This is a genomic window from Pseudomonas sp. zfem005 (assembly GCF_032621735.1).
In the GTDB taxonomy this organism is placed as follows: Bacteria; Pseudomonadota; Gammaproteobacteria; order Pseudomonadales; family Pseudomonadaceae; genus Metapseudomonas; species Metapseudomonas solani.
Map to the genome: position 1 here is coordinate 336629 of NZ_JAVYJE010000002.1, position 24973 is coordinate 361601.

The window sequence follows — 24973 nt, forward strand, 5'->3', positions numbered from 1 at the left end:
CCTGGACGTCGCACCCACGCGCAAAGAAATGACTCAGTGATCGAGGGTCATGGCGTCCAGTGTCAGCCGCACCATGTCGTGGAAGTCTTCCTGGCGCTGCTCGGCGGTCAGCTTCTCGCCGCTGATCAGGTGGTCGCTCACCGTCAGCACCGCCAGGGCCTGGCGCCCCAGCTCCGCCGCCACGCCATAGAGCCCGGCGGCCTCCATTTCCACCGCCAGTACGCCCATGCCCGTCATGCGCGCGGCCCAGGCCAGGTCCGGCTCGTAGAACAGGTCAGCGGAGAAGACGTTGCCCACGTGCACGGGCTGCCCGCTTTCGTCAGCACGGCGCACGGTGCGCTCCAGCAACCGGTAGTCGGCCAGGGCGGCAAAGTCGAAGCCGCCGAAACGCTTGCGGTTGACCACCGAATCAGTGGACGCGCCCTGGGCGATCACCAGGTCGCCCACCTTCACGCCGTCCTGCAGCGAGCCGCAGCTGCCGACGCGGACGATACGCTGCACGCCGTACTGGCTGAACAGCTCGTGGGCGTAGATCGACAACGAGGGGATGCCCATCCCCGAGCCCATCACGGAGATGCGCTGGCCCTGGTAGAAGCCGGTGAAGGCCAGCATGTTGCGCACCGCATTCACCTGGCGGACGTCCGTCAGGTAGGTGTCGGCGATCATCTTCGCCCGCAGCGGGTCGCCCGGCATCAGCACGGTTTCGGCGAAGTCACCCGCAAGGGCGGTGATATGGGGAGTGGCCATCTACAGGTTCCGGATTCAGGATGAATGAAGGATTCGCCGTGCTCGCAGGCCGGCAATTCGAAGAAGGTGGCCAGGCTCTGGCCGATGTCGGCGAAGCTGCCGCGCTCGCCCAGGCTGCCGGGCGTGATGCCGGCACCGAAGGCCAGCACCGGGATGTGCTCGCGGGTGTGGTCGCTGCCTGGCCAGCTCGGGTCGCAACCGTGGTCGGCGGCCAGCATCAGCACATCGCCCTCCCCCATCACCGCCAGCAGCTCCGGCAGGCGACGGTCGAAGGTTTCCAACGCCAGCGCATAGCCGGCGATATCGCGGCGGTGGCCGAAGAGCATGTCGAAGTCGACGAAGTTGGCGAACACCAGGGTGCGTTCCGGCGCTTCCGCCACGGCCTGCAAGGTCGCCTCGAACAGCGCCTCGTTGCCGTCGCCCTTGTACAGCCGGCTGATGCCCCGGTGGGCGAAGATATCGCCGATCTTGCCCACCGCGAACACCTGGCCGCCGGCATCCACCAGGCGATCCAGCAGGGTCGGTGCGGGAGGCGGCACGGCGTAGTCGCGGCGGTTGCCGGTGCGGCGGAAATCGGCGGCGGAGGTGCCGACGAAGGGCCGCGCGATCACCCGGCCGATGTTCCAGTCATCGCACAGCTCACGGGCGATCTCGCACAGCTGATAGAGCCGCTCCAGGCCGAATGCCTCCTCGTGGGCGGCGATCTGGAACACGCTGTCCGCCGAGGTGTAGCAGATGGGTTTGCCGCTCTGCAGGTGCTCCTCGCCGAGCGCCTCGAGGATGGTGGTGCCCGAGGCGTGGCAGTTGCCGAGGATGCCCGGCAAGCCGGCGCGTTCGATCAGCGCATCCAGCAGCTCGGGCGGAAAGCTCTGCTGTTTCTCGGCGAAGTAGCCCCAGTCGAACAGCACCGGCACACCGGCCATCTCCCAGTGGCCGGACGGCGTGTCCTTGCCGCTGGACAGCTCGCGGGCATGGCCATGGGCACCGATGACGGGCGCCTCGGGGTCGAAGCCCGGCGCATAGGCACCGGCACTGGCTGCCGCCGCGTGGCCCAGCCCCAGGCGCTCCAGGTTGGGCAGATGCAACGGGCCGCTGCGCAGGGGACCATCCGCTTCGCCACGGGCACAGGCTTCGGCGATATGCAGCAGCGTGTTGGCGCCCTGGTCGCCGAAGCGCGTGGCATCCGCCGTGGCACCGATACCGAAGGAGTCGAGGACCAGCAACAAGGCTCTGCCCATGGTCCGCTCCTAGTAACGCTGGCCGATCAGCTCGGCGACCTGCGCCTCGCCATCGCCCAGTTGGTAGGCCGCGCGCAAGGCCGCTGCTGCACGCTCGGCGCTGGCGGCATCCCGCGCATGCACCAGCCCCAGCGGCTGCTCGTCTCCGACCCTTTCCCCGGGCAGCGCCAGCGCGCTGAAGCCCACCGCCGGATCGACCTCGTCTTCCGGGCGCTTGCGACCGCCGCCCAGGGCGACCACCGCGAGGCCGATGGCGCGGGTATCCACCGCCTGGACGATACCGCCGCGCTCGGCATGCACCGGGTGCACCACCGGCGCCCAGGGCAGGTGGCGCCAGGGCTCGCGATGCAGGCCCCGGGGGCCGCCCAGGGCATCGACCATCAGGTTGAAGCGTTGCAGTGCCGCGCCGTCGCGCCAGGCCTGCAGCAGGCGCTCGCGGGCCTGGGCGCAGTCCTCCGCCAACCCGGCGGCCACCAGGGTTTCCTCGGCCAGCACCAGGGTCACTTCCCACAGGCGCGGGCTGCGCACCTCGCCCTTGAGCAGGGCCAGCGCCTCTTCCACTTCCAACGCGTTGCCGGCGCTACGGGCCAGCGGCTGGTTCATGTCGGAGATCACCGCGCGGGTGCGCACGCCAGCGCCATTGGCCACTGCCACCAGGCTGCGTGCCAGCAGGTCGGCCTGTTGCGGGTCGCTCATGAAGGCGCCATTGCCGCTCTTAACATCCATGATCAGCACATCGAGCCCGGCGGCGAGCTTCTTCGCCAGGATGGACGCAGTGATCAAGTCCACCGACTCCACCGTGCCGGTGACATCGCGGATGCCGTACAGGCGCTTGTCCGCCGGCGCCAGGTCGGCGGTCTGGCCGATGATCGCGCAGCCCACCTCCGCCACCACCGTGCGCAGGCGCTCGGGGTCGGGCCGGGTGCAGTAGCCGGGGATGCTTTCCAGCTTGTCCAGGGTGCCACCGGTGTGGCCCAGGCCGCGCCCGGAGATCATCGGCACGTAGCAGCCACAGGCCGCCAGCAGCGGCGCCAGCACCAGGCTGACCAGGTCGCCGACACCGCCGGTGGAATGCTTGTCCACGACCGGGCCAGGCAGGTCCCACGCCAGCACCTGGCCGGAGTCGCGCATGGCGGTGGTGAGGGCGATGCGCTCGTCCAGGCTCATGCCCTTGAGCAGCACCGCCATGGCGAAGGCCGCCACCTGGCCTTCACTGAGGCTGGAATCACTGATGCCCTCGACGAAGCGGCGAATATCCTCACCCGCCAGCTCCTGGCCATCGCGCTTGCGACGGATCACTTCCTGCGCCAGCCACATATCAGTAGCCCTCCGCAACAACGGCATCGGCCTGGCCAAGCACCCGCAGCAGGTCGCCAAGCAGGCTGGAGGCACCCAGACGCAGGTGACGGGCATCGATCCAGTCCAGGCCCAGCTCAGCGGCCGCCAGTTCGATATAGCAGCGTGCATCGGCCAAGGTACGAATCCCCCCTGCCGGCTTGAAGCCCACCCGGCCGCCCGTCTCGCGGATCACATCGAGCATCAGCGCCGCGGCCTCGGGCGTGGCGTTGACCGCCACCTTGCCGGTGCTGGTCTTGATGAAGTCGGCACCGGCGGCGATGGCGTCGCGGCTGACCTGGCGGATCAGCTCCGGGTCGGTCAGTTCGCCGGTTTCGAGTATCACCTTGAGCAGCACCCGCTCCCCGCACGCGGCCTTGCAGGCAGCGACCATCTCTCGGCCACGCTCGGCATCGCCAGCCAGCAGCGCGCGATAGGGGTAGACCAGGTCCACTTCATCCACGCCATCGACCACCGCTGCAGCGGTCTCGCGCACGGCGGCGGCGATGTCGTCGGCGCCCTGGGGGAAGTTGGTCACGGTAGCGATACGCAGGTCGCCGGCACCCAGTTCCTCCAGGGTCCGTCGGGCGAAGCCGATGAAGCGCGGGTAGATGCACAGCGCCGCCACCCGCCCCTCTGGGGTCAGTGCGCGCTGGCAGAGAGCGGCGATGGCGGCCTCGTCGTCATCGTCGTTGAGCGAAGTCAGGTCCAGCAGGCCGATGGCCAACCGGGCCAGTTCGGTATCCGTCAATTGAGTCATTCAGAACATTCCCCAGGGATGCGCCATGAGCCGGCATCCCGTTGCAGTGATTCAGAGCGAAACGAACAGTCCGGCCAAAGCCGCACTCATCAGGTTAGCCAGGGTGCCGGCGATCATCGCGCGCACCCCGAGCCGGGCGAGGTCCTTGCGGCGGTTGGGCGCCATCACCCCCATGCCGCCCAGCAGGATGCCGATGGAGGACAGGTTGGCGAAGCCGCACAGGGCGAAGGTGACGATCACCTGGGTGTGGGCGCTGAGCACCTCGACACCGGCGGCCGACGCCTGGATCGGATTGATGTAGCGGGCGAAGTCGACATAGGCGACGAACTCGTTGAGCACGATCTTCTGCCCGATGAAGCCGCCGGCCTGGATGGCTTCGGCCCAAGGCACGCCAAGCAGCCAGGCCACCGGAGCGAAGGCGTAGCCCAGCAGCAATTGCAGGGTCACGCCGGGGTAGCCGACGAAGCCGCCGAGCCAGCCCATCAGGCTGTTGAGCACCGCCACCAGAGCGATGAACACCAGCAGCATGGCGCCCACGTTCAAGGCCAGTTGCAGGCCGCTGGACGCACCGGCGGCGGCCGCGTCGAGCACGTTGGCCGGACGGTCGTCGGCGTAGCCCTCGATCAGGTCCGGACGGTCCTGTGGCGTCTCGCTTTCAGGCTCCATCAGCTTGGCCATGAGCATGCCGCCGGGCGCCGACATCAGGCTCGCGGCAATCAGGTACTTGAGGTCAACACCGAGGCTGGCGTAGCCGATCATCACCGAGCCGGCGGTGGAGGCCAGGCCACAGACCATCACCGAGAACAGCTCGGAGCGGGTCATGTGCGGGATGTAGGGGCGCACCACCAGCGGCGCCTCGGTCTGGCCGAGGAAGATGTTGGCGGTGGCCGACAGGGATTCGGTGCGGCTGGTGCCCATGGCACGCTGCAGGGCGCCACCGATCACCGAGATGATCACGTCCATGACACGCAGGTAGTAGAGCACCGCAATGAAGGCGCTGAAGAACACGATCACCGGCAGCACCTTGATGGCGAAGACGAAGCCGCCGCCACCAAACAGGTCGAACATCTTGGCGCTGTTCAGCCCGCCGAAGAGGAAGTCGATGCCCTTGGTGGCGCTGTCTTCCAGGCTGCTGACGACGTTGGACATGGCCGCCAGGGAGTTCTGCCCCCAGGGCACGTAGAGCACGAAGGCGGCGAACCCCGCCTGCAGCACGAAGGCGGTGCCGACCGTGCGCAGGTTGATGGCGCTGCGCTTGGACGACAACAGGTACGCGATTACCAGCAACATCAGGATGCCGAGCATGCCGATCATGAAATGGATTCCCCAGAAGAAAGGTGCGTCGTTGTTCTTGTCGTTGTTCTAGAGGGCGAAGGCGCCGGGCAGCAGCTCGTCGACGCGCCACTGGCGGGTCGATTCCGGGTCGCTGCCGCAGCAGATCACCGGGCAGTCGGCCGCCATCAGCTCGCTGATCACCTGACGGCAAGCGCCGCAGGGGCTGATCACCGGAACCTCCGGGGCGAACACCAGCAACGCCTTGAAGCTGCGCGGCGCATGGCCCTGGCTGATGGCGGCGAACAGCGCACTGCGCTCGGCGCAGTTGGTCAGGCCGTAGGAGCCGTTTTCCACGTTGCAGCCGAGGATCACCTGACCGTCATGGGTGAGCAGCGCCGCCCCGACGGGGAATCGGGAATAGGGACTGTAGGTGCGTGCCGCAGCCTCGATGGCCTGGGGCAACAACCGCTCGCACAGAGCGGATCGAGCAACATCGTTCATGGGTACCGTCCGGGACTCTGGGTCGCCTTCTTTATGGTTATCGGGCGCCCGTCATGCAGGCGCCTCCTTGTTGCAAGCCGCTATTCCCGTTGGCTGACCGCCATATCCACACGGCGGATGCGCCCCGCGCCTTCGGCCGCACCCGCCGGCTTGCCGGCCTGGTCCTGGGCCACCAGGTAGTCGATCAGCGCGTCCAGGTCGGAGATGCCGCTGTCGCGATGCTCCGCCCCTTCGCGGAACAGGCTGAAGCCATCGCCGCCCTCCGCGAGGAAGGCATTGGAAACCACCCGGTAGCGTCCATCCGCCTGCACCGGCTGGCCATCGACACGCAGGCTGTCGACCCGCACGTGCTGCCCCACGGGGCGCCCCGCATCCCATTGGTAACTGAAGGACGAAGACACCTGCAGCGGCTTGAAGGCACCCTCGGCGTTCCACTGCTGCTCCAGCAGCGCCACCAGCTGCGCGCCGCTGAGGGTCAGCAGGTGCAGGGTGTTGTTAAAGGGTTGCGAGCTGGCCACCTGGGAATAGCTGACCGTCTCCAGCCCCCGCTCCAGTGCCAGGTCGCCACGGATGCCGCCCGGGTTCATCAATGCCAGCTGTGCGCCCTGCGAGCGGGTCGCGGCCAGCTGTGCATCGGCGATCAGATCACCCATGGCCGATTCGCCCGCCTCGTTCACCTCGCGACGCACCTCCGCAGCCGCCAGCCGGGCGATGGGCCGCGCCAGCACCGCATTGCTGCGCGCCTCGATCTCGCTTTGCAGCGCCGCGAGCTTTTCGTCGGCGGCATAACGCGCCGGGTCGGCCAGCAGGTTGCGGCTCTCGACGCGGGTCACCTTGTGGGTCCCCGGCGTCACGTCCAGGGTGAGCTGGGTGAGTAGGTGGCCGTAGGAGGAGCCCTGGGTCACCGGCAGCTTACCCACCTGGCACAGATAGCCCTGGTGGCTGTGGGCACTGAGCAGCAGGTCCACCGCCGGGTCCAGGCGCTTGGCCACATCGACGATCTCGCCGCCCAGTTGCTGGCAGGCGGGCTTGTCGAAGGGCTCAGGCGTGCTGCCACCCTGGTGCACCACGGCGACGATGGCGTTGGCACCGGCGGCCTTGATCTCGGGGATCAGCGCGTTGATCGAATCAGCCTCGTCGCGCACCTCCAGCCCGGCCAGGCCGCTGGGGCGGACCACGCTGGCGACGTCGCGCAGGATGGCGGCGACGAAGGCCACCTTGACCCCCTTCACCTCCTCGATGCGGTAGGCCGGCAGCAACGGCTTGCCGGTGGCGCTGTCCACCAGGTTGGCGGCAAGGTAGTCGAACCCGGCGCCCTTGTAGTCACCGCGGAAGCTGCAGGCCTTCTCCGGGCGTGGTGATTCACAACCGCCGTGGATCTGCCGCAGCAGCTCGGCCTTGCCCAGGTCCAGCTCGTGGTTGCCCACGGCGGTGAAGCGCAGGCCCATGGCCTTGAGCGCCTCCAGGCTGGGCTCGTCGGCCCACATGGCGGAGATCGGCGGGCTGCCGCCCACCAGGTCGCCAGCGCCGATGAACAGCAGCTGCGGGTCCTGCTTGCGCAGCTCCGCCAGCATGCCGCCAAGGGTGGCGATGCCGCCGGCGTTCACCGACAGCGTCTTGCCGGGGTTGGCCGGGTCCGGGTAGCGGAAACTGCTGCCCTGGATGTAACCGTGGAAATCGTTGATCGCCACCAGGTTCACCGCCACCGGCTGCGCGGCTTCCTGCCCGCAACCGGCCAGGCCGGCGAGCAGGAGTGCGCCCAGCAAGCGGCTGCGGGCAAGGGAACGGGACATGCGTGACTCCCCTGCGCGCATCAGGCCGGCTGCAACTGGCCGTTGACGACCGGCGCCGCCGTGCGGACCACGGTGCCCATGCCGGCGCGCAGCAGAAGAATCTTCAGGTGGTCGGTGATGCGCTCGACACGGTCCTGGAAGTGGTTGTGGAAGATCATCGCGATCAGGGCGATGGCGATACCCAGCGCGGTGGCGAACAGCGCGGTGCCGATGCCCTTGGACACTTCGCCCGGGTCGGAAACACCCGCCTCGGCCAGGGCGCGGAAGGTGTCGATGATGCCGAGAATGGTGCCCAGCAGGCCCAGCAGCGGCGCCGCGGTGACCACGGTCTCGAGGATCCACAGGCCGTGCATCAGCTTGCCGCGGGTGGCGATGTAGATGGATTCGCTGAGGTCTTCCAGGTCCTTGTGGGAGCTGACCGCGCCCTTCTGCTCGAACAGCTGGTCGATCATCTCCAGCGGCAGGCTCTTGCGGCTGTTCAGCGCGGCCGGCAGCTCGTCGATGCCGTGCATGCTCGGCACCAGCGCCGCTTCCAGCTTCACCGCCTGGCGCAGGCTGTAGGCGAAGAAGATGCCGCGCTCCACGGCGATGAAGGCCGCCAGCGCGGCGGCGCCGTACATCACGTAGAAGGTGATGTCGTGCAGCAGATCCATATTCATGTGGTACCTCCAGCGAACTCAGGGTGTGCCGGAGGGCCCGAAGGCCCTGCGGACTTCGGGGTGGATTAGAAGGAGCCTTCGAAGCTGACCGAAACGGTGCGTTCCTCGCCGATGGTGTAGTACGGCGAGCTGCCGAACGCCGAGGCGCTGCCCTGGGAGTAGGTCACAGCGTTGAACTGGGTGGTGCGCACGCCCGACAGGTATTCCTTGTCGAACAGGTTGTTCACCGACAGGCGTACCGCCGCGCTCTTCAGCGCCGTGCCCTGCACCGGCAGGTGCACGCCCAGGTTGAGGTCGGCGATGGCGTAGTCCGGAATGCTCTCGTCGTTGGTCAGGTCGCCGTACTGGCGGCTGACGTACTTGCCGACGATATTCCCGTAGTACAGGCCGTCGTCGTAGCCCAGGCTCAGGTTGAGCATGTTCTTCGGCACACCGGCCACGGTCTTGCCCTCGGTGGGCAGGTCCACGCCGCGGTAGCGCACGCTGTCCTTCTGCTCGGCCTCGGTATAGGTGTAGGAGGCGTAGTAGTTGAAGTTGTGCGGCAGCAGGCCGCTCCACTCCAGCTCAAGGCCCTGGTTGACCACGTCGCCGACGTTGAGCATCACGTAGTCGCCGGCCTCGTCGCGGCTGGAGACCTGGCGGTTCTCGAAGGTCAGGTAGAACAGGGTGGCGCTGAGGGCCATGTCCTCGACGGCATAGCGCCAGCCGAATTCATGGTTCCAGCTCAGCTCGGGCTCGAGGCTGATGGAGTCGCCCTTGTTGTAGAGCACGTAGTTCGGCGGCGTGCGCATGTTGCGGGTGAGGTTGTAGAAGACCTGGTTCTCGTCATCCAGCAGGTACTGGGCGCTGAAGCTCGGCAGCAGCTCGTGGTAGGTCTTGTTGCGCTTCTCTTTCTTCTCGGTGAGGCTGCCGCGGTTGTCGCCCTTGCGCTCGGAGTAGTCGTAGGCGATGCCGGCGGTCAGGGTCAGGTCCGGGGTCACCGACCAGACGTCCTGGGCGAACAGCTTGTGCGCCGGGGTCACAGTGAAGTAGTTGCGGCCCTGGATCACGTTGCCGTTGGCGTCCCGTGCCTGCTCGGAGTCGTGGTAGCCGGCCCAGATATCCACAGGCTTGCCATCGGGGGTGAGCGGCACGAAGGGCTGGGTCTGGCGCTGACGGGCGCGCTCGTACCAGTAGCCGGTGCTGAAGCTGTGCTCGTCGTTGATGTCCCACTTGATGCTGGTGTTGATGCCGGGGCGCCAGGTCTCGGTGATCGAGGGGCGGTAGTAGAGGCCGCTGTTGGGCGTGCCATCGGCGTTGATCTGGCCGGAGGTCGGCAGGTTGCCCAGGTCGTAGTTGCCACCGGTGTTGCTGGTGCCACGGTTCAGCGAGTAGGGGCCGGTGAAGCTGCCGAAGCTGCCGCCGTTGGCCCAGTAGTAGTAGGGCGCCACGGTGAGCAGCACGTCGTCGCGCAGCTGGAAGCGGCCGGTCAGCGAGGCGGTGACGTTCTCGAAGGGGTTGCGCATCAGCACCGAGTAACCGGTGCCACGGGTCACGCCGTTCAGCGAGCTGCCGCTGCCGGTCATGATCTTGCCGTTGCTGTTGTAGCGCGGGTCGGCCAGGTAGTCGAAGTCGCGACCGTAGGTCTTGAACTGGGCCTTGCTGGGGTTCGAGTAGTTGTAGTTTTCCTGCTTGTGGTAGTTGATCACCGCATTCAGGGAGTTGCCTTCGCCATCTTCGAACAGGCTGTTGAGGGTGACCTTGTCGGCACGCAGCACGCCTTCGCCGCGCCACTTGTCACCCTCGGTGTGGGACGCCGAGATGTAGTTGCTGAAGCCGTTGTACTTGCCGGTATTCAGGCGCACGAAGGTCTTGCGCAGGTTGTTGCTGCCGATGGTCTGCTTGCCGAAGACGCCGAAGTCCTTCTCGGGGCGCAGGGTCACCAGGCCGACGTTGCCGCCGGAGGAGCCGATATGCGGTGCGTCGATCTCGGAAGAGCCCTGGGTGGCGAACACTTCGCCGAGGTTCTCCGGGTCGCCCAGCAGGTTCGGGTAGAGGTTGTAGTTACCCGAGTCGTTCACCGGGATGCCATCGAGGGATACGCCGACCTGGTCGGAGTTCATCCCGCGCATGGTGAAGTTGAAGCCGCTGAGGCCGCTGGAGTCGTCACTGGAGACGTTGACCCCCGGCGTGTACTTCAGCTTGTCGATGGCGTTGCCGGTGGCGCTCATCTTGTCCAGCGCCTCCTTGGTCACGGTCGAGCGTGACTTGGGCGCGGACTCAACCACCATCTGGCCATTGCCCAGGTTCTGCCCGGTGACCTTCACCTTGCCCACATCAACGGAATCTGCGGACTCTTCAGCGGCCAGCGCCGCCATCGTCCATCCCCCCAGGCCAGCGGCCAGGAACATTGCAAATAACTTATTAAACTTCACGGACCAAACTCCTCGATAAAAAGGAACGCCTTCGTTTATTTGATTAGTTATGGGTACTTGATCACTCGACGTTGTAACTAAAGGTCGCCGTAAATCGTTGTTTGTCTTTTCCCTGGAAGGCTTCGCTCGGGAACGGCGAAACTTTTTCCAATCGACGCAAACTTGTTTGTGCAGCCTTGTTCAGCAACATGTTCGTTGCCTTGCTTTCAATGCCTGCATCCAGGACATTCCCCACTCGGTCCACCAACAGCCAGACCACCACGTTGCCTTCGGGGCGCTGCAACGAAGCCTCGCGACCACGCGGGTATTGCTTGTATTTCTCCAGCTCCTTGCGCAGGGCGGCGGTGTAGACGCCCTCCATCGCCGCGCTGTTGTCGCGGGGTGCGGGCGGCGCCACCGGCACGCTAACCGGGGCCGGTGCGGGCGTCGGAGCCGGGGCTGGCGCTGCCTTGGCCACCACGGGCGGCGCGGGCTTGGGCGCCTGCTTGACCACCTGCGGCTTGGGTTTCTCGACCTGTTTCACCACAGGCTTGGGCACCGGTTTGGGGACGGGCTTGGGCTTCGGCGGCTCGATCACCACCGGCTCCTCGACTTCGGGCTCGGGTTCCGGCTGCGGCGCTTCGACCACGGGTTCCGGCTCGGGCGGTGGCGGCATGAAATCGGCCGGATCCACCAGCGCGATTTCCACGGCGCTGTCGTCGTACTTGGGTTTCATCTGCAAGCTCTGCGAACTGGCGGAATAAACGAATACGAGAAGCAGGCAAGCCGCCGGCACACACGCAATGAACTTGCGAGTTCGATAGATAGGAAACATGGCGTCAGGATTTACGCGTGGCGATGGAAACGGAAGAGAAGCCATTGCCCTTGAGCAAGTCCATCACCGCCACCAGGCGCTTAACTTCCACGCCCTGGTCGCTATTGATGATGATGACCAACTTCTCGGCCGTGCCTTCCAGCACTTTCAACTGTTCGACCAGCAGGCTCTCGCTGACATCCTGGCCATCGAGCTGCAACTTCTCGTCGAGGCCCAGGGTGATCACCGCCTTGTTCTGCGGCTTCAACTGCTGGGCATGGGCGGCCGTGGGCAACTGCGTCTTGATGCCTACGGCGGGAATCACGTTGAGACTCACCAGCACGAAAAACACCAGCAGGAACATCATCACATCGATCATCGGGATGATCTCGATGTGGGCCTTCTTCTTCTTCGCAACGTCCCAGCTACGCATGAGGACACAACCTCCCACAGTCATCAGCGATGGGCGGCCGCAACCTGCCCTCATTTGATCCTGACCATCAACGCAGGATTGGCGCGAATGATGGCGAGTTCATGTAACGCTTTGATGACAGCACGGAGCGTGCCAGGAACTGACTTCACAATCAGAATTGAAATAAGCGTTTGATTGGCGGGCCCCGCAGCAGAGCCGCAGGCCTCTGAGCGGCGAACACACTCACATCGGCCAATGCCCCAATCTGGCGACTTCATCGAGAAGGCCGCACCAAGTTGTCTCAACAGACAGGATCAAGAGCTGATCGTCCGACAATTTATCAACTTGTCATCTGCGTCAGGTTTCATGGGGGCAGCCGCCGCCCGTGCCGGACGCCGTGCCGGGCCCGTGGCGGCATGCCGGTTGCTAGCCAACCGACGAGCAAACCCATCGATGGAGTACGCAATGCGCAAGACGATCCACGCCCTGGCCCTCGCTGTCGCGACAGCTTTCCCTACCGCCCTGCTTGCGGAGGAGGTTCTGCCTTCGGAGGTGCACTGGGTTTCGGTCGATGAGATCGGCGGTAGCCTGTCGGGGCAGGCGCCCATCAGCGTCGGTTTCGATATCGACGACACGCTGCTGTTTTCCAGCCCCTGCTTCTATCACGGCAAGCAGAAGTACTCGCCAGGCAGTGACGCCTACCTGCACGACATGCGCTTCTGGCAGGAAACCAATGGCGGTTGCGACCGCTACTCGCTGCCCAAGGAGGTAGGGCGCAGGCTGATCGACCTGCACCAGGCCCGGGGCGACCGCATCTTCTTCATCACCGGCCGGCCGAGCACGTCCGGGGAGAAGCTCAGCGAGATCCTCCAGCAGACCTTCGCCATCAAGGCGATGAACCCGGTGATCTTCTCGTCCGGCCCGGAGAAGGCCGCGTTCATCCGCCAGCAGGGCATCGCGCTCTACTACGGCGATTCGGACAGCGACATCCGCTCGGCGCGGGACGCCGGCATCCGCGGCGTGCGGGTGATGCGCGCCGCCTCCTCGACCAACCAGCCGCTACCGGAGAACGGCGCGCTGGGCGAGGAGGTGATCATCGATTCGGATCACTGAGCCGGCTTCATCCGCTCGCGCAGCTCGGCGCAGTGATCCTTGGCCGGCAGCGCGGCGGTGTACCAGACGTAGTCGGCGCTGCCGGGCTCCACGGTCTTGCCGGCCTCGGCGAGGATCAGCACAGCACTCCCCTCCCCCGCGCCAAGGTCAGCCAAGTGCAGCGGCACGCCCAGGTCGCGGCGTACATGGAAGGCACCGGCGAACAGCAGCGCCGGTTGCGGGGCCGCCAGCAGGCGCTCGGCCATGCGCCGATCACGCTGCTGCTGCACGGCGAGCATGGCCGGGAACTGGCTCTCCGGCAGCAGCCCGCAATGGGATTCGCGGATCTGCTCGCGCAGGGCGCCCTGCACCGTGGCCGTGGTCGAGGCGGTGCCGCTGAGCGCTGGCTGCTCACCATAGATGCGCATGATCTCGCTGCGATCCAGGTTCGCCGCCAGCAGCGGGTAAGGCTGGGCCAGCGCATGGCGCACGATCGGGCCGTACAGCGCCCAGTCCCAGTTCTTCTGCCAGGCCAGCGCGCTTTCCAGCTCACCTTCGCCGGCGCCGGAACGGATGCGTGCGTGCACGGCATCCACCTTGGCCTGCTGGTCGGGGTTGAGCATTTCCAGCAGCAGGCTGCCCTGGCTGCGGCGGCCTTCCAGCGCCTGCAGCAGCCACAGCTGCAAGGCGTGGTGGTCGGGGTTGTCATGCTGCTCGCCCACCAGCACGCGCGGCGCCTCGGCGAGACGGTCGAGCAATTGCTGCGGGCTCAGGGTTTCGCCACTGCGCAGGTCGCGGATCACACCGAGATCAGCGTGCTGGCGGCCCTCCGGGCTCTGCCACTGCGGCAAGGGCGGGGTGGCCTGGCACGCCGCCAGGGACGCGATGACAAGCAGGAGAAGCAGACGCATGGATGGATTCCTCGGGTTCGTTCAGCGCGCGACGATCAGGGGATGGCCGCGTTCCGGGTGGCGCTGCACCAGCACGTCGAGACCGAACACGGCCTTCAGCGGCTCGGGTTGCAGCACCTCGTCCGGCGTGCCCAGCACATGGGGGCGCCCGTCGCAGAGCAGCAGCAGGCGGTCGCAGTAGCGCGCTGCCAGGTTGAGATCATGAAGGATCACCAGCACCGCGGCGCCACGCCCGGCGAAATCGCGCACCGCCTGCAGGGTGGTGTGCTGGTGCAGGGGGTCGAGCATGGAGGTGGGCTCGTCCAGCAACAGGTGCTGCCCTTCCGCGCCCGGCCACAGCTGCGCCAGCACCCGTGCCAGATGCACACGCTGGCGCTCGCCGCCGGAAAGCGCGAGGTAGCTACGCCCGGCCAGGTGCGCGGCATCGGCCGCCTCCAGGGCTTCGCCGATGATTTCCGCATCGCGCACGCGGCCCGTGGCGTGGGGCAGGCGGCCCATGCCGACCACTTCCTCGACGCGGAAGCCGAAGTTAAGGGTGGAGCTCTGCGGCAACACTGCCAGGCGCTGGGCACGCTGCGGGCCGGTCCATTCGGCAAGCGGGCGCTGCTCCAGGCTGACCTGGCCAGCGGCCAGGCCCAACTCGCCGCTCAGGGCGCCGAGCAGGGTGCTCTTGCCCGCGCCGTTGGGGCCGAGCACGCCCAGCACTTTGCCGGGGCGCAGCTCCAGGTCCACGCCCGCCAGCACCACGGTGCTGCCACGGTGCACTTCAAGCTGTTCGACACGCAGCATCAGTGACGCCCCCGCAGCAGCAGATAGAGGAAGAAGGGCGCACCGATCAGCGCGGTGACGATGCCGATGGGCATCTCCGCCGGCGCCAGCACCAGGCGCGCGGCCAGGTCGGCGAACAGCAGCAGGCTGGCACCGGCCAGCGCCGAGGCCGGCAGCAGGACGCGATGATCCGGCCCGGCGACCAGGCGCACCAGGTGCGGCACCACCAGGCCGATGAAGCCGATCAGCCCCGCAGCGGCCACCGCAGCACCGACGCCCAGCGCCGTGCACAGCACCAGTTCGCGCTTGAGCTTCTCGACTTCGAAGCCCAGGTGACGCGCCTCGGACTCGCCCAGCAGCAAGGCGTTCAGCGCCTTGGCCCGGCGCGGCAGCCACAGCGCCACCGCCCCGGTGATCAGCAGCAGCGGCCACAGCCGCGCGTAGCTGGCGCCGTTGAGGCTGCCCAGGTTCCAGAAGGTCAGGGTGCGCAGGGTGGCATCGTCCGCCAGGTAGGTGAACAAACCGATGCAGGCGAAGGCCAGGGCGTTGAGGGCGATGCCGGCGAGCAGCATGGTCACCACGCTGGTCTGCCCGTCGCGACGGCCGAGGCGATAGACCAGCGCCGTTACCCCCAGGCCACCGGCGAAAGCGCAGGCGGAAAGCAGGTAGGGCGCGATGTTCTCGGACAGCCCGCCGATGGCCGCACCGCCGACGATGGCCACCGCCGCGCCGAGGGCCGCACCGCTGGAAACGCCGACCAGGCCGGGGTCCGCCAGCGGGTTGCGGAACAGGCCCTGCATCGCCACGCCGGACAGCGCCAGCACCGCGCCAACGGCAAGGCCCAGCAAGGTACGCGGCAGGCGGATCTGCCCGAGGATCAGTTCGGCCTGCTCCAGGCCTGCGGGCGCGAGCGGCATCCCGGCCAGGCGCAGGGCCGCGCGCAGGGTGTCGCCCAGGGGCAGGCTCACCGGGCCGAGGGCCAGGGACAGCCACAGGGCGAGCGCGAGCAAGGCGCCCAGTGCGATGAACAGGGGGCGCGAATGTACAGCTGGGGTCATGGCTGGTTCTGGCTGTTGGCGGTCAGGGCTGGAGCCTGAGGATAAAAGCCCGCGGACAGCGCGGCCACCCCATCCGGCAGGCGCGGGCCGAGGCCGCCCACCAGCAGGGTCGGGTCCAGCGGCAGCAGGCGGCCCTGCTTGCCGGCGCGGGTCATGGCTAAGGCGGGGTTCTGCTTGAGCAGCGCGGCCTTGGCTTCCTCGCCTTCGAGACGGCGATCGGCGAACACCACCACGTCCGGGTCCAGTGCCGCCAGCGCCTCATTGGAGATCGCCTTGTAGCCGAGGTGATCGGTGATGTTCTGGCCACCGGCCTGTTCGATGATCCAGGCGGCGGCGGTGTCCTTGCCGGCGGCCATGGGGTTGCTGCCGGCATGGCCGAGCAGCAGCAGGACGCGCGGCGCCTTCTGCGTGCGCTGGGTCTCGGCGACCCATTTGGCCTGCTGCTCGAAGCGCTGGCTGTAGTCGGCGAAGACCTTTTGCGCACGGGCCTCGTCACCCAGCAGGCCGCCGATCAGCGTGAGGTTCTTCTCCAGCACCGGCAGCTCGGCCTTGGACGGCAGCAGCTCGATGCGCACACCCGCGGCCTTGACCTGCTCGATCACCGGCGGCGGGCCCATTTCCTCGGTGCCCAGCAGCATGTCCGGGCGCAGCGAGAGAATGCCCTCCGCGGCCAGCTGGCGCTGGTAGCCGATGCTCGGCAGCGACTTCAGCGAGGCGGGGTTGAGGCTGGTGGTGTCGACGCCCACCAGCTTGCTTTCACCACCCAGCGCCACCACCCACTCACTGAGGGAGCCGCCGGCACTGACCCAGCGTTGCGGTAGCGGATCGGCGGCCAGCGCCACTTGGCTCAGGAACAGGCCAGCGCACAGGCCGGCAAGGGAAACAGCAACACGCATCCTATGACTCCTTCAGATTCAGGCGGAACGACGCCCCGGCATGGGCGGGGCGTCGGGGTGGATCGGGCCGGGGCTCGGCCAGGCGTCAGAGCGCCGGGGCGGTCTCGGCCAGGGCACGCCAGTCTTCACGCTCCGGGATGCCCGGTTTGCGCGCGCCGAACAGTTGTACCACCAGTTCGCCCTCGGCATCGAAGGCTTCCCAGCTGGTGATCACGCCGTCGCTGCTGGGCTTGCGCACGCGCCAGAGCTCGGCCACGCCCGGGGTCTTCAGGTGCAGGTTGAACTCGGGGTCGAGCACGTTGAACCAGGTGTCCATCCACTTCAGGTTCTGCACCGGGCCGCTGTGGATCTGGATGCAGTGGCGGTTGCCGACGAACACCATGATCGGGATTTCCTTCTCGCCAGCCGCTTCCAGCAGGCGCGGCAGTTCGGCGGTGTCCAGCTTCTCGGCCCATTCGGTGCCGGCCAGGCGCAGGGCCTGCGTGCGTGCCGCGCCGTGCTTCTTCAGCAGGGCGAAGAAGTGGTGGGTGTCCTTCAGGGTGGACCAGCCTTCACGCAGGCCGGCGACGTCGATCTCGGCATCGGGCTTGACCGGCTCGGCGGCGGGCAGCGGCTGCAGATCCAGCTCGGTGCTCTGCTCCTCGGCCTGGAAGCGCTCGACCAGCGGCGCCCAGGCAGCGACTTCGCTGCGCTCGGTGAGGAACACCTTGTGCACGGCCACGCCCTGCTTGTCGAAGATCTGGATGCTGCGCTGGGTGCCGCGCGGGGTCTCTTCGGCGACGGCGAACACGCTGGACCAGCCACCGAGGAACAGGCGCAGGTCGATGTCGGCGGACACCACCAGGCCCATCTGCCCGTTGGCCATCACCGACACGTCGCGGTAGACGCCCTTGCGCTCATGCACGCAATGCTCGTTGCGGGTCAGCGCCATGATGTGGCCCAACTCGCCCATCGCGGGCAGCAGGCTCGCCCACTCGGGGCGCAGGCGCACGGCATCCACGCCCAGGCGGCTTGCAGTGAGCTCGCCCTCGCTGACCGAGAGGCGCTCGGCGGCGTCACGGGCACGCAGGCGCGGCTCTTCGCCACGCAGCGTCTGCCAGGCCTGGTACAGGGCGGGGCCCGCCGTGGCGGTTTGGTTGAGGGCAGTCATGGTGTCACTCCTTCAGGATCAACGGCTCGCCGTAAGGGCGAATTCAATGGGTATTCTCACGCGGCTCGGCACCGGCTCGCCGTCCTGGACCTCAGGACGGAAGCGCCAGCTGGCGACCGCGCTCATGGCCGCTTCGTCGAGGCTCTCGATGCCTGACGAGCGCAGCAATTTCAGGTCCCGCAGCCCACCGCGCTCGTCCAGGCGCACCTCCACCAGGACCACGCCCTGCTGGTTGCGACGGCGCGCCTGGGCCGGGTAGATCGGGGGCTTGGGCGGTGTGAGGAAGGAAGGCTGGTCGATGACCACCTCGGCCTTCGGCAACTTGGCGGCGATGGCGACCTGCTGGGCGGGCGCCGGCTGCGGTGCCGCGCTGGGCGCCGACGCTGCGGCTTGCGCCACGCTCGGCTCGCTGCTGGGGCGGGATTGCAGGCGCGGCTGCGGCTTGGGCTCGGCGCGAGCGACCTTGCGCGCGGAGGCTTCGGGGCTGACCAGGCGCGGCTTGACGACAACGGGCTTGGCCTCCGCGACCGGGCGGCTCTGCGGCTCCACCTTACGGGGAACCGGTGCCGGACGTGCCACGGGCTCAGCCACGGCAGGCGCCGGTTCGGCCAGGCTGACCAGGTGCACCACTTCCTCCCGGGCCTCTCCCCGGGCGATAGCCGGCTCCGCCCGCAGGTCGTGCAGGAGCCATGCAAGCCCCGCGTGCGCGACGAGCGACAGCGCAAGGCAAAGTGGAATACGCGGCATTTTCAGCCCTGATCATTTAAATGCGAATCCATTTGATAATTGTTTGCATTTGCCTGTCAACCTCATTATGTTCTGCGCCGATGCCAATCTGCGATCACCAGAGAGGCCGGCGAAAGCGATGGTCAGGATGACCATCAGGAAAGGCACCAGAGGCATGACGCCCGTGGCTTCCAGCCACACCAGAAGTGCCCGGCCGGCCCCTGGTTGCGCCTTGAACCCGGGAGTCCATCCATGTCGCTTCGCCCCCCCTTCGCCCGCCGCCCCTGGCTGGCCTTGCTTCTTCTTTCCCCCTCTCTAGCCCTGGCTGCGGAAAAAACCGCGACCCAGTTCGACACCGTCACCGTTACCGCCACCCGCAGCGAGCAGACGCTCGACCAGGTGCCAAACACGGTGTCGGTAATGACTGAACGAGAGATCGACCAGAAGAACGTAAAAAATATTCAGGATCTGGTGCGTTACGAGCCGGGGGTATCCGTTGGCGGAACGGGCAGCCGCTTCGGCCTGTCCGGTTTCACCATCCGCGGCATCGGTGGCAACCGCGTACTGACCCAGGTGGACGGCGTGAGCATGCCGGACGCCTTTTCCTTCGGCGGCTTCCTGAGCGCTCAGCGCGATTACGTGGACCCGGACACCCTCAAGCAGGTGGAGATCATCCGCGGCCCGGCCAGCTCGCTGTACGGCAGCGACGCCATCGGCGGCGCGGTGAGCTTCCTCACCAAGGATGCGGCCGACTACCTGGACGAGGGCGATGACGCCTACGCCCGCCTGAAGACCGGCTACGACGGCTCCGACGACAGCTGGCTGCGCAGCACCACCCTCGCCGCCCGCCAAGGCAACGTCGATGGCCTGGTGCACATCGGCCGCCGCACCGGCCAGGCACTGGACACCCAGGGCGACATCAGTGGCATAGGCGCGACCCGCGAGGAAGCCAACCCGGTCGACTACACCACCGACAACCTGCTCACCAAGCTCGGCTGGAACTACGCCGAAGGCCAGCGCCTGCAGCTGACCTACGAGCGTTACCAGGACGACACCGACACCAAGGTCCTGAGCAACTACAGCAACACCGCCACCATCCGTACCCAGGATGCGCGCGACAGCGTCGACCGCGAACGCTATTCCCTGCTGCACACCCTGCAGCTGGACAGCCCCATAGCGGACAACGTGCAGAACCAACTCAGCTACCAGGACAGCCAGACCCGCCAGCGTACCTACGAGAACCGCGTCGTCACGGGTTCGGCGCGCTTCCGTACCCGCGATTCCCACTACGAGGAAAAGCTCTGGGTGCTCAACAGCAAGCTGGACAAATCCTTCAGCATCGCCGGCAGCCGGCACACCCTGGTCTACGGCACCGACCTCAAGCGCCTGAAAAACACCGACCTGCGCGAAGGCGGCGAGACCGTCATCGCCACCGGGGTCAACACGCCGGTCCTGCCGACCAGCGACTTCCCGGACCCGACCACCAACGAGTACGCGGCTTTCGTCCAGGACAGCATCGAGATCGGCCGCTGGACCCTGCTGCCGGGCCTGCGCTACGACTATTACGAAATGAAGCCGCACGCCACCGCGCGCTACCTCAACAGCCAGGCGACCGACGCCAACCCAAGCAACTTCACCGACTCGGCCGTATCGCCCAAGTTCGGCGTGACCTACCAGGTCGACGACCAGCACAGCGTCTACGGCCAGTACGCCGCCGGCTTCCGCGCCCCTCAGGCGATCGAGATCTTCGGTGAGTTCGTCAACCCGGGCATGTACCGCACCCTGGCCAACACCAACCTCAAGGCCGAGACCAGCGACAGCTTCGAACTGGGCCTGCGCGGCAAGTACGAGATCGGCAGCTTCGGCGCCGCGCTGTTCTACAACCGCTACGACGACTTCATCGAGCAGGTATCCCGCGCCTCCAGCGTGCCGGGCTTCCCCTTCGGCGAGTTCCAGTACGTCAACCGCGACCGTGTGACCATCCGTGGCTTCGAAGCCAAGGGCGAGCTCTTCCTCGACAAGCTCGGCATGCCGGCCGGCTGGCGCGCCATGAGTTCCGTGGCCTACGCACGGGGCAAGGACGAAGGCACTGGCCAGCCGATCAACAGCGTCGACCCGCTCAAGGGGGTCTTCGGCCTGGGTTATGCACAGCCCAGCGGCAAGTTCGGCGGTGACCTGAGCTGGACCCTGGTGGCGGCCAAGGAACGTATCGACCGCACCCAGACCGCCGGCCAGTACCAGCCCTCGGGCTACGGCCTGCTGGACCTGAACGGCTGGTGGCAGGTCACCGAGGAGTTTTCGGTCAACGCCGGCCTGTTCAACATCACCGACAAGGACTACTGGCAGTGGGGCGATGTACGCGGGCTAACCGAGAACAGCCCCAGCCTGCAGCGCTACACCCAGCCCGGCCGCCACGCCGCGGTCAACCTGGTCTGGGAGATCTGACCCCTTTCAGCGCAAGGACGCGCACCCTCTTGGCAATCCACGGCAGCGCGGGATAATGCCCGCCTGCCGTGGAGACGCCGATGATCCTGCTATGCCGCCCCGACGAACTGGCCGAAGGCCAGAGCCGGGGCTTTCTGATCGATGACCTGAAGCTGCTGCTGGTTCGCCGGGAGGGCCGGGTCCATGCCTACGAAAACCGCTGCCCGCACCGGGGCATTCCCCTGGAATGGCAACCGGACCGCTTTCTCGACGACAGCGGCAGCCTGATCCAGTGCGCCACCCACGGCGCACTGTTCCTTATCGAATCCGGTGAATGCGTGGCCGGGCCTTGCGCCGGCGAGTCACTGCGCGCCCTCGACTGCAGCGAGGACGAGCACGGCATCTGGCTGGCGCGTTAGGCTGCTGAAAAACTAACTGCGTTGCCGCTGCGGCGTTGAAAACGCCCTCAAATGCTCATTTACCCTACGTAAACTGCGCTTTTTCGGCCGTTTTCGCCTTGCGTCGGCTGCCTCGTATACGTTTTTCAAAGGCCTGCTAGCCGAGCACCTGCAGCCTGCGCTGCAGCACCAGCCCTTCAGGGCTGACCTCGGTGCCATAGGCCAGCACCTCCACCCCGGCAGCCTTGGCGTCGGCCAGTGCTGCGGCGTAGGCCGGGTCGATCTCCTCGGCTGCGCGCACGGCCTCGATGCCGGAGAGGTTGACGCAGTAGAACTGCACCGCGCGCATGCCCTGGCGCGCCAGCGCCGCCAGCTCGCGCAGGTGCTTGCTGCCCCGCAGGGTGACCGCATCGGGGAAGGCCGCCACAGCGGTGCCGTCGAAGCCCAGGGTCACGCTTTTCACTTCCACGAACACCTCGCCCGTCGGGTAGTCCAGGCGGAAGTCGGCGCGGCTGTTTTCCACGCCGTAGGCGACCTCGCGCTTGAGCGCGGTGAAGCCGGCCAGTTCGGGAATCAGGTCGGCGCGCAGGGCTTCCTCGACCAGGGCGTTGGCCCGCGCGGTGTTCACACAGGCCAGGCGCCCCTGGGGCGTTTCGGTGATTTCCCAGGTGCCGGGGAGCTTGCGCTTGGGGTCGTTGGAGCGGCTGAACCAGACCCGGCAGCCTTCGCTCATGCAGTTGAGCATCGAGCCGGTGTTCGGGCAGTGGATGGTCAGCAGCTCGCCGTCGAGGGTCTCGATATCGGCGAGGAAGCGCTTGTAGCGGCGCAGCAGGCGGCCCTGCTCCAGGGGCGGCTCGAACTTCATGCCGTCAGCGCCGCCCAGGTCTTCAGGCCACGGGCGATGCGCTGCACCGCCTCTTCCAGGCGAGGCAGGCTCTGGGTGTAGGCGAAACGCACATGCTGGTTGGCCAGGTGGCGACCGAAATCCAGGCCCGGGGTGAAGGCCACGTGCTCGGTTTCGATGAAGTGCCGGCAGAAGGCGTAGGCGTCCTGGGTGAAGGCGGAAACATCTGCATATAGATAGAAGGCGCCTTCCGGCTCGACGGCGATGCGGAAGCCCAGCTCACGCAGGGCGGGCAGCAGGTAGTCGCGACGGCGGGCGAACTCGATGCGCCGCTCTTCGAGTATCGCCAGGGTATCCGGCTCGAAGCAGGCCAGGGCAGCGTGCTGGGCCATGGACGGGGCGCTGATGTAGAGGTTCTGCGCCAGCTTCTCCAGCTCAGGCACCGCGTCCGTCGGCGCCACCAGCCAGCCGAGCCGCCAGCCGGTCATGCCGAAGTACTTGGAGAAGCTGTTGAGCACGAAGGCGTCGTCATCCACCTCCAGCACACTGGCGGCATCCACACCGTAGGTGAGGCCGTGGTAGATCTCGTCGACCACCAGGTGCCCACCCTTGGCCTTCAGCGCGGCGGAAAGGCCACCCAGCTCATCACGGGTGAGCAGCGTGCCGGTGGGGTTGGCGGGCGAGGCGACCAGGGCGCCGACGCTGTCGCCATCCCAGTAGCGCTCCACCAGGTTCGGGGTGAGCTGGTAGCGGCTTTCGGGGCCGACCGGCACCAGTTGCGCCGCGCCTTCCACCAGGCGCAGGAAGTGACGGTTGCAGGGGTAGCCCGGGTCGGCGAGCAGCCAGTGGCGGCCCGGGTCGACCAGCAGGCTCGCGGCCAGCAGCAAAGCCCCTGAACCGCCGGGAGTAATCAGGATGCGTTCGGGGTCGATATCCAGGTCGTAGCGATCGCCATAGAACCCGGCGATGGCGCTGCGCAGTTGCGGCAGGCCCCGTGCGGCGGTGTAGCGCGTGTGGCCGGCAGCCAGGGCAGCCTGCCCCGCCTGGACGATGGGCGCGGCGGTGGTGAAGTCCGGCTCGCCGATCTCCAGGTGGATGACGTCATGCCCCTGGGCCTGCAACTCGTTGGCACGAGCCAGCAGGGCCATCACGTGGAAGGGTTCTATGGCACGGCTGCGTGCACTGTATGACTGGGCCATCGGCCTTCCTTTATTAACGCAAAGAGCGGATTCTACCGAATGGTCCGGGAAGGCTGCAGCAACCAAGATAACTGGGAGTAGCGTGCCCGGAGTCGATCTGGTAAGTTCGCCCGCTTGCAGTCGCAGGGCCGGGTTACCGGCGATGGACCAGAACCTGCGCAATGGATTAGAGAAAGTGAGAGGCGGCCATTCATGCCCACCAAAGCTAAGCAACAGAGCAGCCAACTGATCCGTGGTTTCGAGCCCTATCAGGAAACCAAGGGTGAGGAATACATGAGTGATCGCATGCGCGCTCACTTCACCAGCATCCTCAACAAGTGGAAGGTTGAGCTGATGGAAGAAGTGGATCGTACCGTGCACCACATGCAGGACGAAGCCGCTAACTTCCCCGATCCGGCCGACCGCGCCAGCCAGGAAGAAGAATTCAGCCTGGAACTGCGTGCCCGCGACCGCGAGCGCAAGCTGATCAAGAAGATCGACGAGACCCTGCAGCTGATCGAAGACAACGATTACGGCTGGTGCGACTCCTGCGGCGTCGAGATCGGCATCCGCCGCCTCGAAGCACGCCCCACCGCTACGCTCTGCATCGATTGCAAGACGCTGGCGGAGATCAAGGAAAAGCAACTCGGTTCCTGATCCCAGAACGGGGCGCTTCGGCGCCCCGTTTCGTTTCAGCAGGCCCGCATCCCAATGAGCTCCCCCGCCTACATCGGCCGCTTCGCTCCCACGCCCAGCGGTTATCTGCACTTCGGCTCCCTTGTCGCCGCCCTCGCCTCCTACCTCGACGCCCGCGCCGTGGGTGGCCGCTGGCTGCTGCGCATGGAGGACCTCGACCCACCCCGTGAAGTGGCCGGCGCCCAGGACGCGATACTGCGCACCCTGGAAAGCTACGGCTTCGAGTGGGACGGTGAACGGGTGCGCCAGAGCGACCGCCACGACGTCTATGCCCAGGTGATCGACCGCCTGTTCGACCAGGGCCTGGCCTATGCCTGCACCTGCTCGCGCAAGCAGCTCGAAGGCCATCAGGGCGTCTACCCCGGTTTCTGCCGCAATGCACTGCATCCCCAGCACGACGCCGCGATCCGCCTGCGCGTGCCGGAACTCATCTATGGCTTCACCGACCGCGTGCAGGGCGAGTTCCGCCAGCACCTGGGGCGCGAAGTCGGCGATTTCGTCATCCGCCGACGCGACGGCCTCTACGCCTACCAGCTGGCGGTGGTGCTCGATGACGCCTGGCAGGGCATGACCGATGTGGTGCGCGGCGCCGACCTGCTCGACTCCACGCCGCGCCAGCTGTACCTGCAGGAACTGCTGGGCCTGCCGCAGCCACGCTACCTGCACGTGCCGCTGATCATCCAGCCGGATGGCCACAAGCTGGGCAAGTCTTACCGCTCCCCACCGCTGCCGGCCGACCAGGCCGCGCCGCTGCTCAACCGTGCGCTGCGTGCACTGGGCCAACGCCCCCCGCAGGAACTCGCCGACGCCAGCGCCCGCGAGGTGCTGGACTGGGGCATCGCCAACTGGGACGCCACGCGCATCCCCGGCAGCCGCACCCTGGCCGAAGCGCAATTGCGCTAGGC

The 24973-nt window shown here is 66.9% G+C and carries 24 protein-coding genes; 5 read left to right on the forward strand and 19 right to left on the reverse strand.

Annotated features, from left to right (window positions below; all coding sequences use genetic code 11):
* Positions 1-33: 33 nt before the first annotated feature.
* The 11 genes from deoD to RTW82_RS05690 all read right to left on the reverse strand — a co-directional run bounded on the left by deoD (position 34) and on the right by RTW82_RS05690 (position 11948).
* The gene (gene deoD, locus RTW82_RS05640; RefSeq protein WP_316924495.1) at positions 34-747 is read right to left on the reverse strand and encodes a purine-nucleoside phosphorylase; all 714 of its coding nucleotides are present in this window, start codon (positions 745-747) and stop codon (positions 34-36) included.
* A complete protein-coding gene (locus tag RTW82_RS05645; protein ID WP_316924496.1) occupies positions 693-1985 on the reverse strand; it encodes a phosphopentomutase in 1293 nt (430 codons plus the stop codon). Before RTW82_RS05645 ends, deoD begins: the two co-directional genes overlap by 55 nt.
* A gap of 9 nt (positions 1986-1994) precedes the next feature.
* A complete protein-coding gene (deoA, locus tag RTW82_RS05650) occupies positions 1995-3302 on the reverse strand; it encodes a thymidine phosphorylase (RefSeq protein WP_316924497.1) in 1308 nt (435 codons plus the stop codon).
* Between the two features lies 1 nt (position 3303).
* Entirely contained in the window at positions 3304-4080 is a 777-nt protein-coding gene (gene deoC, locus RTW82_RS05655; protein ID WP_316924498.1) for a deoxyribose-phosphate aldolase, read from the reverse strand.
* Between the two features lie 51 nt (positions 4081-4131).
* Positions 4132-5394: a NupC/NupG family nucleoside CNT transporter gene (locus RTW82_RS05660; RefSeq protein ID WP_021219300.1), complete on the reverse strand. Its 1263-nt coding sequence runs from the start codon at positions 5392-5394 to the stop codon at positions 4132-4134.
* A 48-nt stretch (positions 5395-5442) separates the two neighbouring features.
* Complete coding sequence (gene cdd, locus RTW82_RS05665) at positions 5443-5856, reverse strand: cytidine deaminase (protein WP_184490961.1); 414 nt, start codon at positions 5854-5856, stop codon at positions 5443-5445.
* 80 nt (positions 5857-5936) lie between these two features.
* A complete protein-coding gene (locus RTW82_RS05670) occupies positions 5937-7649 on the reverse strand; it encodes a bifunctional metallophosphatase/5'-nucleotidase (protein ID WP_316924499.1) in 1713 nt (570 codons plus the stop codon).
* A gap of 20 nt (positions 7650-7669) precedes the next feature.
* Positions 7670-8308, reverse strand: a complete 639-nt coding sequence (locus tag RTW82_RS05675) for a MotA/TolQ/ExbB proton channel family protein (RefSeq protein ID WP_316924500.1) — start codon at positions 8306-8308, stop codon at positions 7670-7672.
* Between the two features lie 65 nt (positions 8309-8373).
* Positions 8374-10722, reverse strand: a complete 2349-nt coding sequence (locus RTW82_RS05680; RefSeq protein WP_316924501.1) for a TonB-dependent receptor family protein — start codon at positions 10720-10722, stop codon at positions 8374-8376.
* 61 nt (positions 10723-10783) lie between these two features.
* The gene (locus RTW82_RS05685; RefSeq protein WP_316924502.1) at positions 10784-11536 is read right to left on the reverse strand and encodes a TonB family protein; all 753 of its coding nucleotides are present in this window, start codon (positions 11534-11536) and stop codon (positions 10784-10786) included.
* 4 nt (positions 11537-11540) lie between these two features.
* The gene (locus tag RTW82_RS05690) at positions 11541-11948 is read right to left on the reverse strand and encodes an ExbD/TolR family protein (protein WP_021219306.1); all 408 of its coding nucleotides are present in this window, start codon (positions 11946-11948) and stop codon (positions 11541-11543) included.
* 444 nt (positions 11949-12392) lie between these two features.
* Here RTW82_RS05690 and aphA point away from each other — a divergent pair, with 444 nt between their 5' ends.
* Positions 12393-13040 carry an acid phosphatase AphA gene (gene aphA, locus RTW82_RS05695; RefSeq protein ID WP_316924503.1) on the forward strand — a complete coding sequence of 216 codons (648 nt, stop codon included), beginning with the start codon at positions 12393-12395 and terminating at the stop codon, positions 13038-13040.
* Here the strand turns inward: aphA and RTW82_RS05700 are convergent.
* The 6 genes from RTW82_RS05700 to RTW82_RS05725 all read right to left on the reverse strand — a co-directional run bounded on the left by RTW82_RS05700 (position 13034) and on the right by RTW82_RS05725 (position 18429).
* Entirely contained in the window at positions 13034-13930 is an 897-nt protein-coding gene (locus RTW82_RS05700) for a ChaN family lipoprotein (protein ID WP_316924504.1), read from the reverse strand. The genes aphA and RTW82_RS05700 overlap by 7 nt on opposite strands.
* 21 nt (positions 13931-13951) lie before the next feature.
* Positions 13952-14719 carry a heme ABC transporter ATP-binding protein gene (locus RTW82_RS05705; RefSeq protein WP_316924505.1) on the reverse strand — a complete coding sequence of 256 codons (768 nt, stop codon included), beginning with the start codon at positions 14717-14719 and terminating at the stop codon, positions 13952-13954.
* The gene (locus RTW82_RS05710; RefSeq protein ID WP_316924506.1) at positions 14719-15756 is read right to left on the reverse strand and encodes a FecCD family ABC transporter permease; all 1038 of its coding nucleotides are present in this window, start codon (positions 15754-15756) and stop codon (positions 14719-14721) included. The genes RTW82_RS05705 and RTW82_RS05710 overlap by 1 nt, the downstream gene beginning before the upstream one ends.
* Positions 15753-16652 (reverse strand): hemin ABC transporter substrate-binding protein, encoded by a 900-nt coding sequence (locus RTW82_RS05715; RefSeq protein ID WP_316924507.1) that lies wholly within the window; start codon positions 16650-16652, stop codon positions 15753-15755. The genes RTW82_RS05710 and RTW82_RS05715 overlap by 4 nt, the downstream gene beginning before the upstream one ends.
* Before the next feature lie 85 nt (positions 16653-16737).
* Entirely contained in the window at positions 16738-17802 is a 1065-nt protein-coding gene (locus RTW82_RS05720) for a hemin-degrading factor (protein WP_316924508.1), read from the reverse strand.
* 18 nt (positions 17803-17820) lie between these two features.
* Positions 17821-18429 (reverse strand): TonB family protein, encoded by a 609-nt coding sequence (locus RTW82_RS05725; protein WP_316924509.1) that lies wholly within the window; start codon positions 18427-18429, stop codon positions 17821-17823.
* 351 nt (positions 18430-18780) lie between these two features.
* On the opposite strand from RTW82_RS05725, the gene RTW82_RS05730 reads away from it, so the two are divergent.
* Positions 18781-20973 carry a TonB-dependent hemoglobin/transferrin/lactoferrin family receptor gene (locus tag RTW82_RS05730; protein ID WP_316924510.1) on the forward strand — a complete coding sequence of 731 codons (2193 nt, stop codon included), beginning with the start codon at positions 18781-18783 and terminating at the stop codon, positions 20971-20973.
* Positions 20974-21053: 80 nt separating this feature from the next.
* Positions 21054-21371, forward strand: coding sequence for a Rieske (2Fe-2S) protein (locus RTW82_RS05735; RefSeq protein ID WP_265169762.1), 318 nt, complete (start codon positions 21054-21056; stop codon positions 21369-21371).
* Positions 21372-21507: 136 nt separating this feature from the next.
* Here the strand turns inward: RTW82_RS05735 and sfsA are convergent, their stop codons facing one another.
* Complete coding sequence (gene sfsA / locus RTW82_RS05740) at positions 21508-22215, reverse strand: DNA/RNA nuclease SfsA (protein ID WP_316924511.1); 708 nt, start codon at positions 22213-22215, stop codon at positions 21508-21510.
* Positions 22212-23393, reverse strand: a complete 1182-nt coding sequence (locus RTW82_RS05745; RefSeq protein ID WP_021219317.1) for a pyridoxal phosphate-dependent aminotransferase — start codon at positions 23391-23393, stop codon at positions 22212-22214. Before RTW82_RS05745 ends, sfsA begins: the two co-directional genes overlap by 4 nt.
* A 192-nt stretch (positions 23394-23585) precedes the next feature.
* On the opposite strand from RTW82_RS05745, the gene dksA reads away from it, so the two are divergent.
* Positions 23586-24029 carry an RNA polymerase-binding protein DksA gene (dksA, locus tag RTW82_RS05750; protein WP_015478905.1) on the forward strand — a complete coding sequence of 148 codons (444 nt, stop codon included), beginning with the start codon at positions 23586-23588 and terminating at the stop codon, positions 24027-24029.
* 54 nt (positions 24030-24083) lie between these two features.
* Positions 24084-24971 carry a tRNA glutamyl-Q(34) synthetase GluQRS gene (gene gluQRS / locus RTW82_RS05755; protein ID WP_316924512.1) on the forward strand — a complete coding sequence of 296 codons (888 nt, stop codon included), beginning with the start codon at positions 24084-24086 and terminating at the stop codon, positions 24969-24971.
* The last annotated feature ends 2 nt before the right edge of the window (positions 24972-24973 follow it).

Excerpts from the sequence above, each read along its gene's own strand:
- RTW82_RS05670 (WP_316924499.1), bottom strand. The coding sequence starts at position 7,649 with ATGTCCCGTTCCCTTGCCCGCAGCCGCTTGCTGGGCGCACTCCTGCTC.
- aphA (WP_316924503.1), top strand. The coding sequence starts at position 12,393 with ATGCGCAAGACGATCCACGCCCTGGCCCTCGCTGTCGCGACAGCTTTC.
- RTW82_RS05675 (WP_316924500.1), bottom strand. The coding sequence starts at position 8,308 with ATGAATATGGATCTGCTGCACGACATCACCTTCTACGTGATGTACGGC.
- RTW82_RS05690 (WP_021219306.1), bottom strand. The coding sequence starts at position 11,948 with ATGCGTAGCTGGGACGTTGCGAAGAAGAAGAAGGCCCACATCGAGATC.
- deoC (WP_316924498.1), bottom strand. The coding sequence starts at position 4,080 with ATGACTCAATTGACGGATACCGAACTGGCCCGGTTGGCCATCGGCCTG.
- RTW82_RS05735 (WP_265169762.1), top strand. The coding sequence starts at position 21,054 with ATGATCCTGCTATGCCGCCCCGACGAACTGGCCGAAGGCCAGAGCCGG.
- RTW82_RS05730 (WP_316924510.1), top strand. The coding sequence starts at position 18,781 with ATGTCGCTTCGCCCCCCCTTCGCCCGCCGCCCCTGGCTGGCCTTGCTT.
- RTW82_RS05700 (WP_316924504.1), bottom strand. The coding sequence starts at position 13,930 with ATGCGTCTGCTTCTCCTGCTTGTCATCGCGTCCCTGGCGGCGTGCCAG.
- gluQRS (WP_316924512.1), top strand. The coding sequence starts at position 24,084 with ATGAGCTCCCCCGCCTACATCGGCCGCTTCGCTCCCACGCCCAGCGGT.
- RTW82_RS05710 (WP_316924506.1), bottom strand. The coding sequence starts at position 15,756 with ATGACCCCAGCTGTACATTCGCGCCCCCTGTTCATCGCACTGGGCGCC.
- RTW82_RS05715 (WP_316924507.1), bottom strand. The coding sequence starts at position 16,652 with ATGCGTGTTGCTGTTTCCCTTGCCGGCCTGTGCGCTGGCCTGTTCCTG.
- RTW82_RS05720 (WP_316924508.1), bottom strand. The coding sequence starts at position 17,802 with ATGACTGCCCTCAACCAAACCGCCACGGCGGGCCCCGCCCTGTACCAG.
- deoA (WP_316924497.1), bottom strand. The coding sequence starts at position 3,302 with ATGTGGCTGGCGCAGGAAGTGATCCGTCGCAAGCGCGATGGCCAGGAG.
- cdd (WP_184490961.1), bottom strand. The coding sequence starts at position 5,856 with ATGAACGATGTTGCTCGATCCGCTCTGTGCGAGCGGTTGTTGCCCCAG.
- RTW82_RS05745 (WP_021219317.1), bottom strand. The coding sequence starts at position 23,393 with ATGGCCCAGTCATACAGTGCACGCAGCCGTGCCATAGAACCCTTCCAC.
- deoD (WP_316924495.1), bottom strand. The coding sequence starts at position 747 with ATGGCCACTCCCCATATCACCGCCCTTGCGGGTGACTTCGCCGAAACC.
- sfsA (WP_316924511.1), bottom strand. The coding sequence starts at position 22,215 with ATGAAGTTCGAGCCGCCCCTGGAGCAGGGCCGCCTGCTGCGCCGCTAC.
- RTW82_RS05685 (WP_316924502.1), bottom strand. The coding sequence starts at position 11,536 with ATGTTTCCTATCTATCGAACTCGCAAGTTCATTGCGTGTGTGCCGGCG.
- RTW82_RS05660 (WP_021219300.1), bottom strand. The coding sequence starts at position 5,394 with ATGATCGGCATGCTCGGCATCCTGATGTTGCTGGTAATCGCGTACCTG.
- RTW82_RS05645 (WP_316924496.1), bottom strand. The coding sequence starts at position 1,985 with ATGGGCAGAGCCTTGTTGCTGGTCCTCGACTCCTTCGGTATCGGTGCC.
- RTW82_RS05705 (WP_316924505.1), bottom strand. The coding sequence starts at position 14,719 with ATGCTGCGTGTCGAACAGCTTGAAGTGCACCGTGGCAGCACCGTGGTG.
- dksA (WP_015478905.1), top strand. The coding sequence starts at position 23,586 with ATGCCCACCAAAGCTAAGCAACAGAGCAGCCAACTGATCCGTGGTTTC.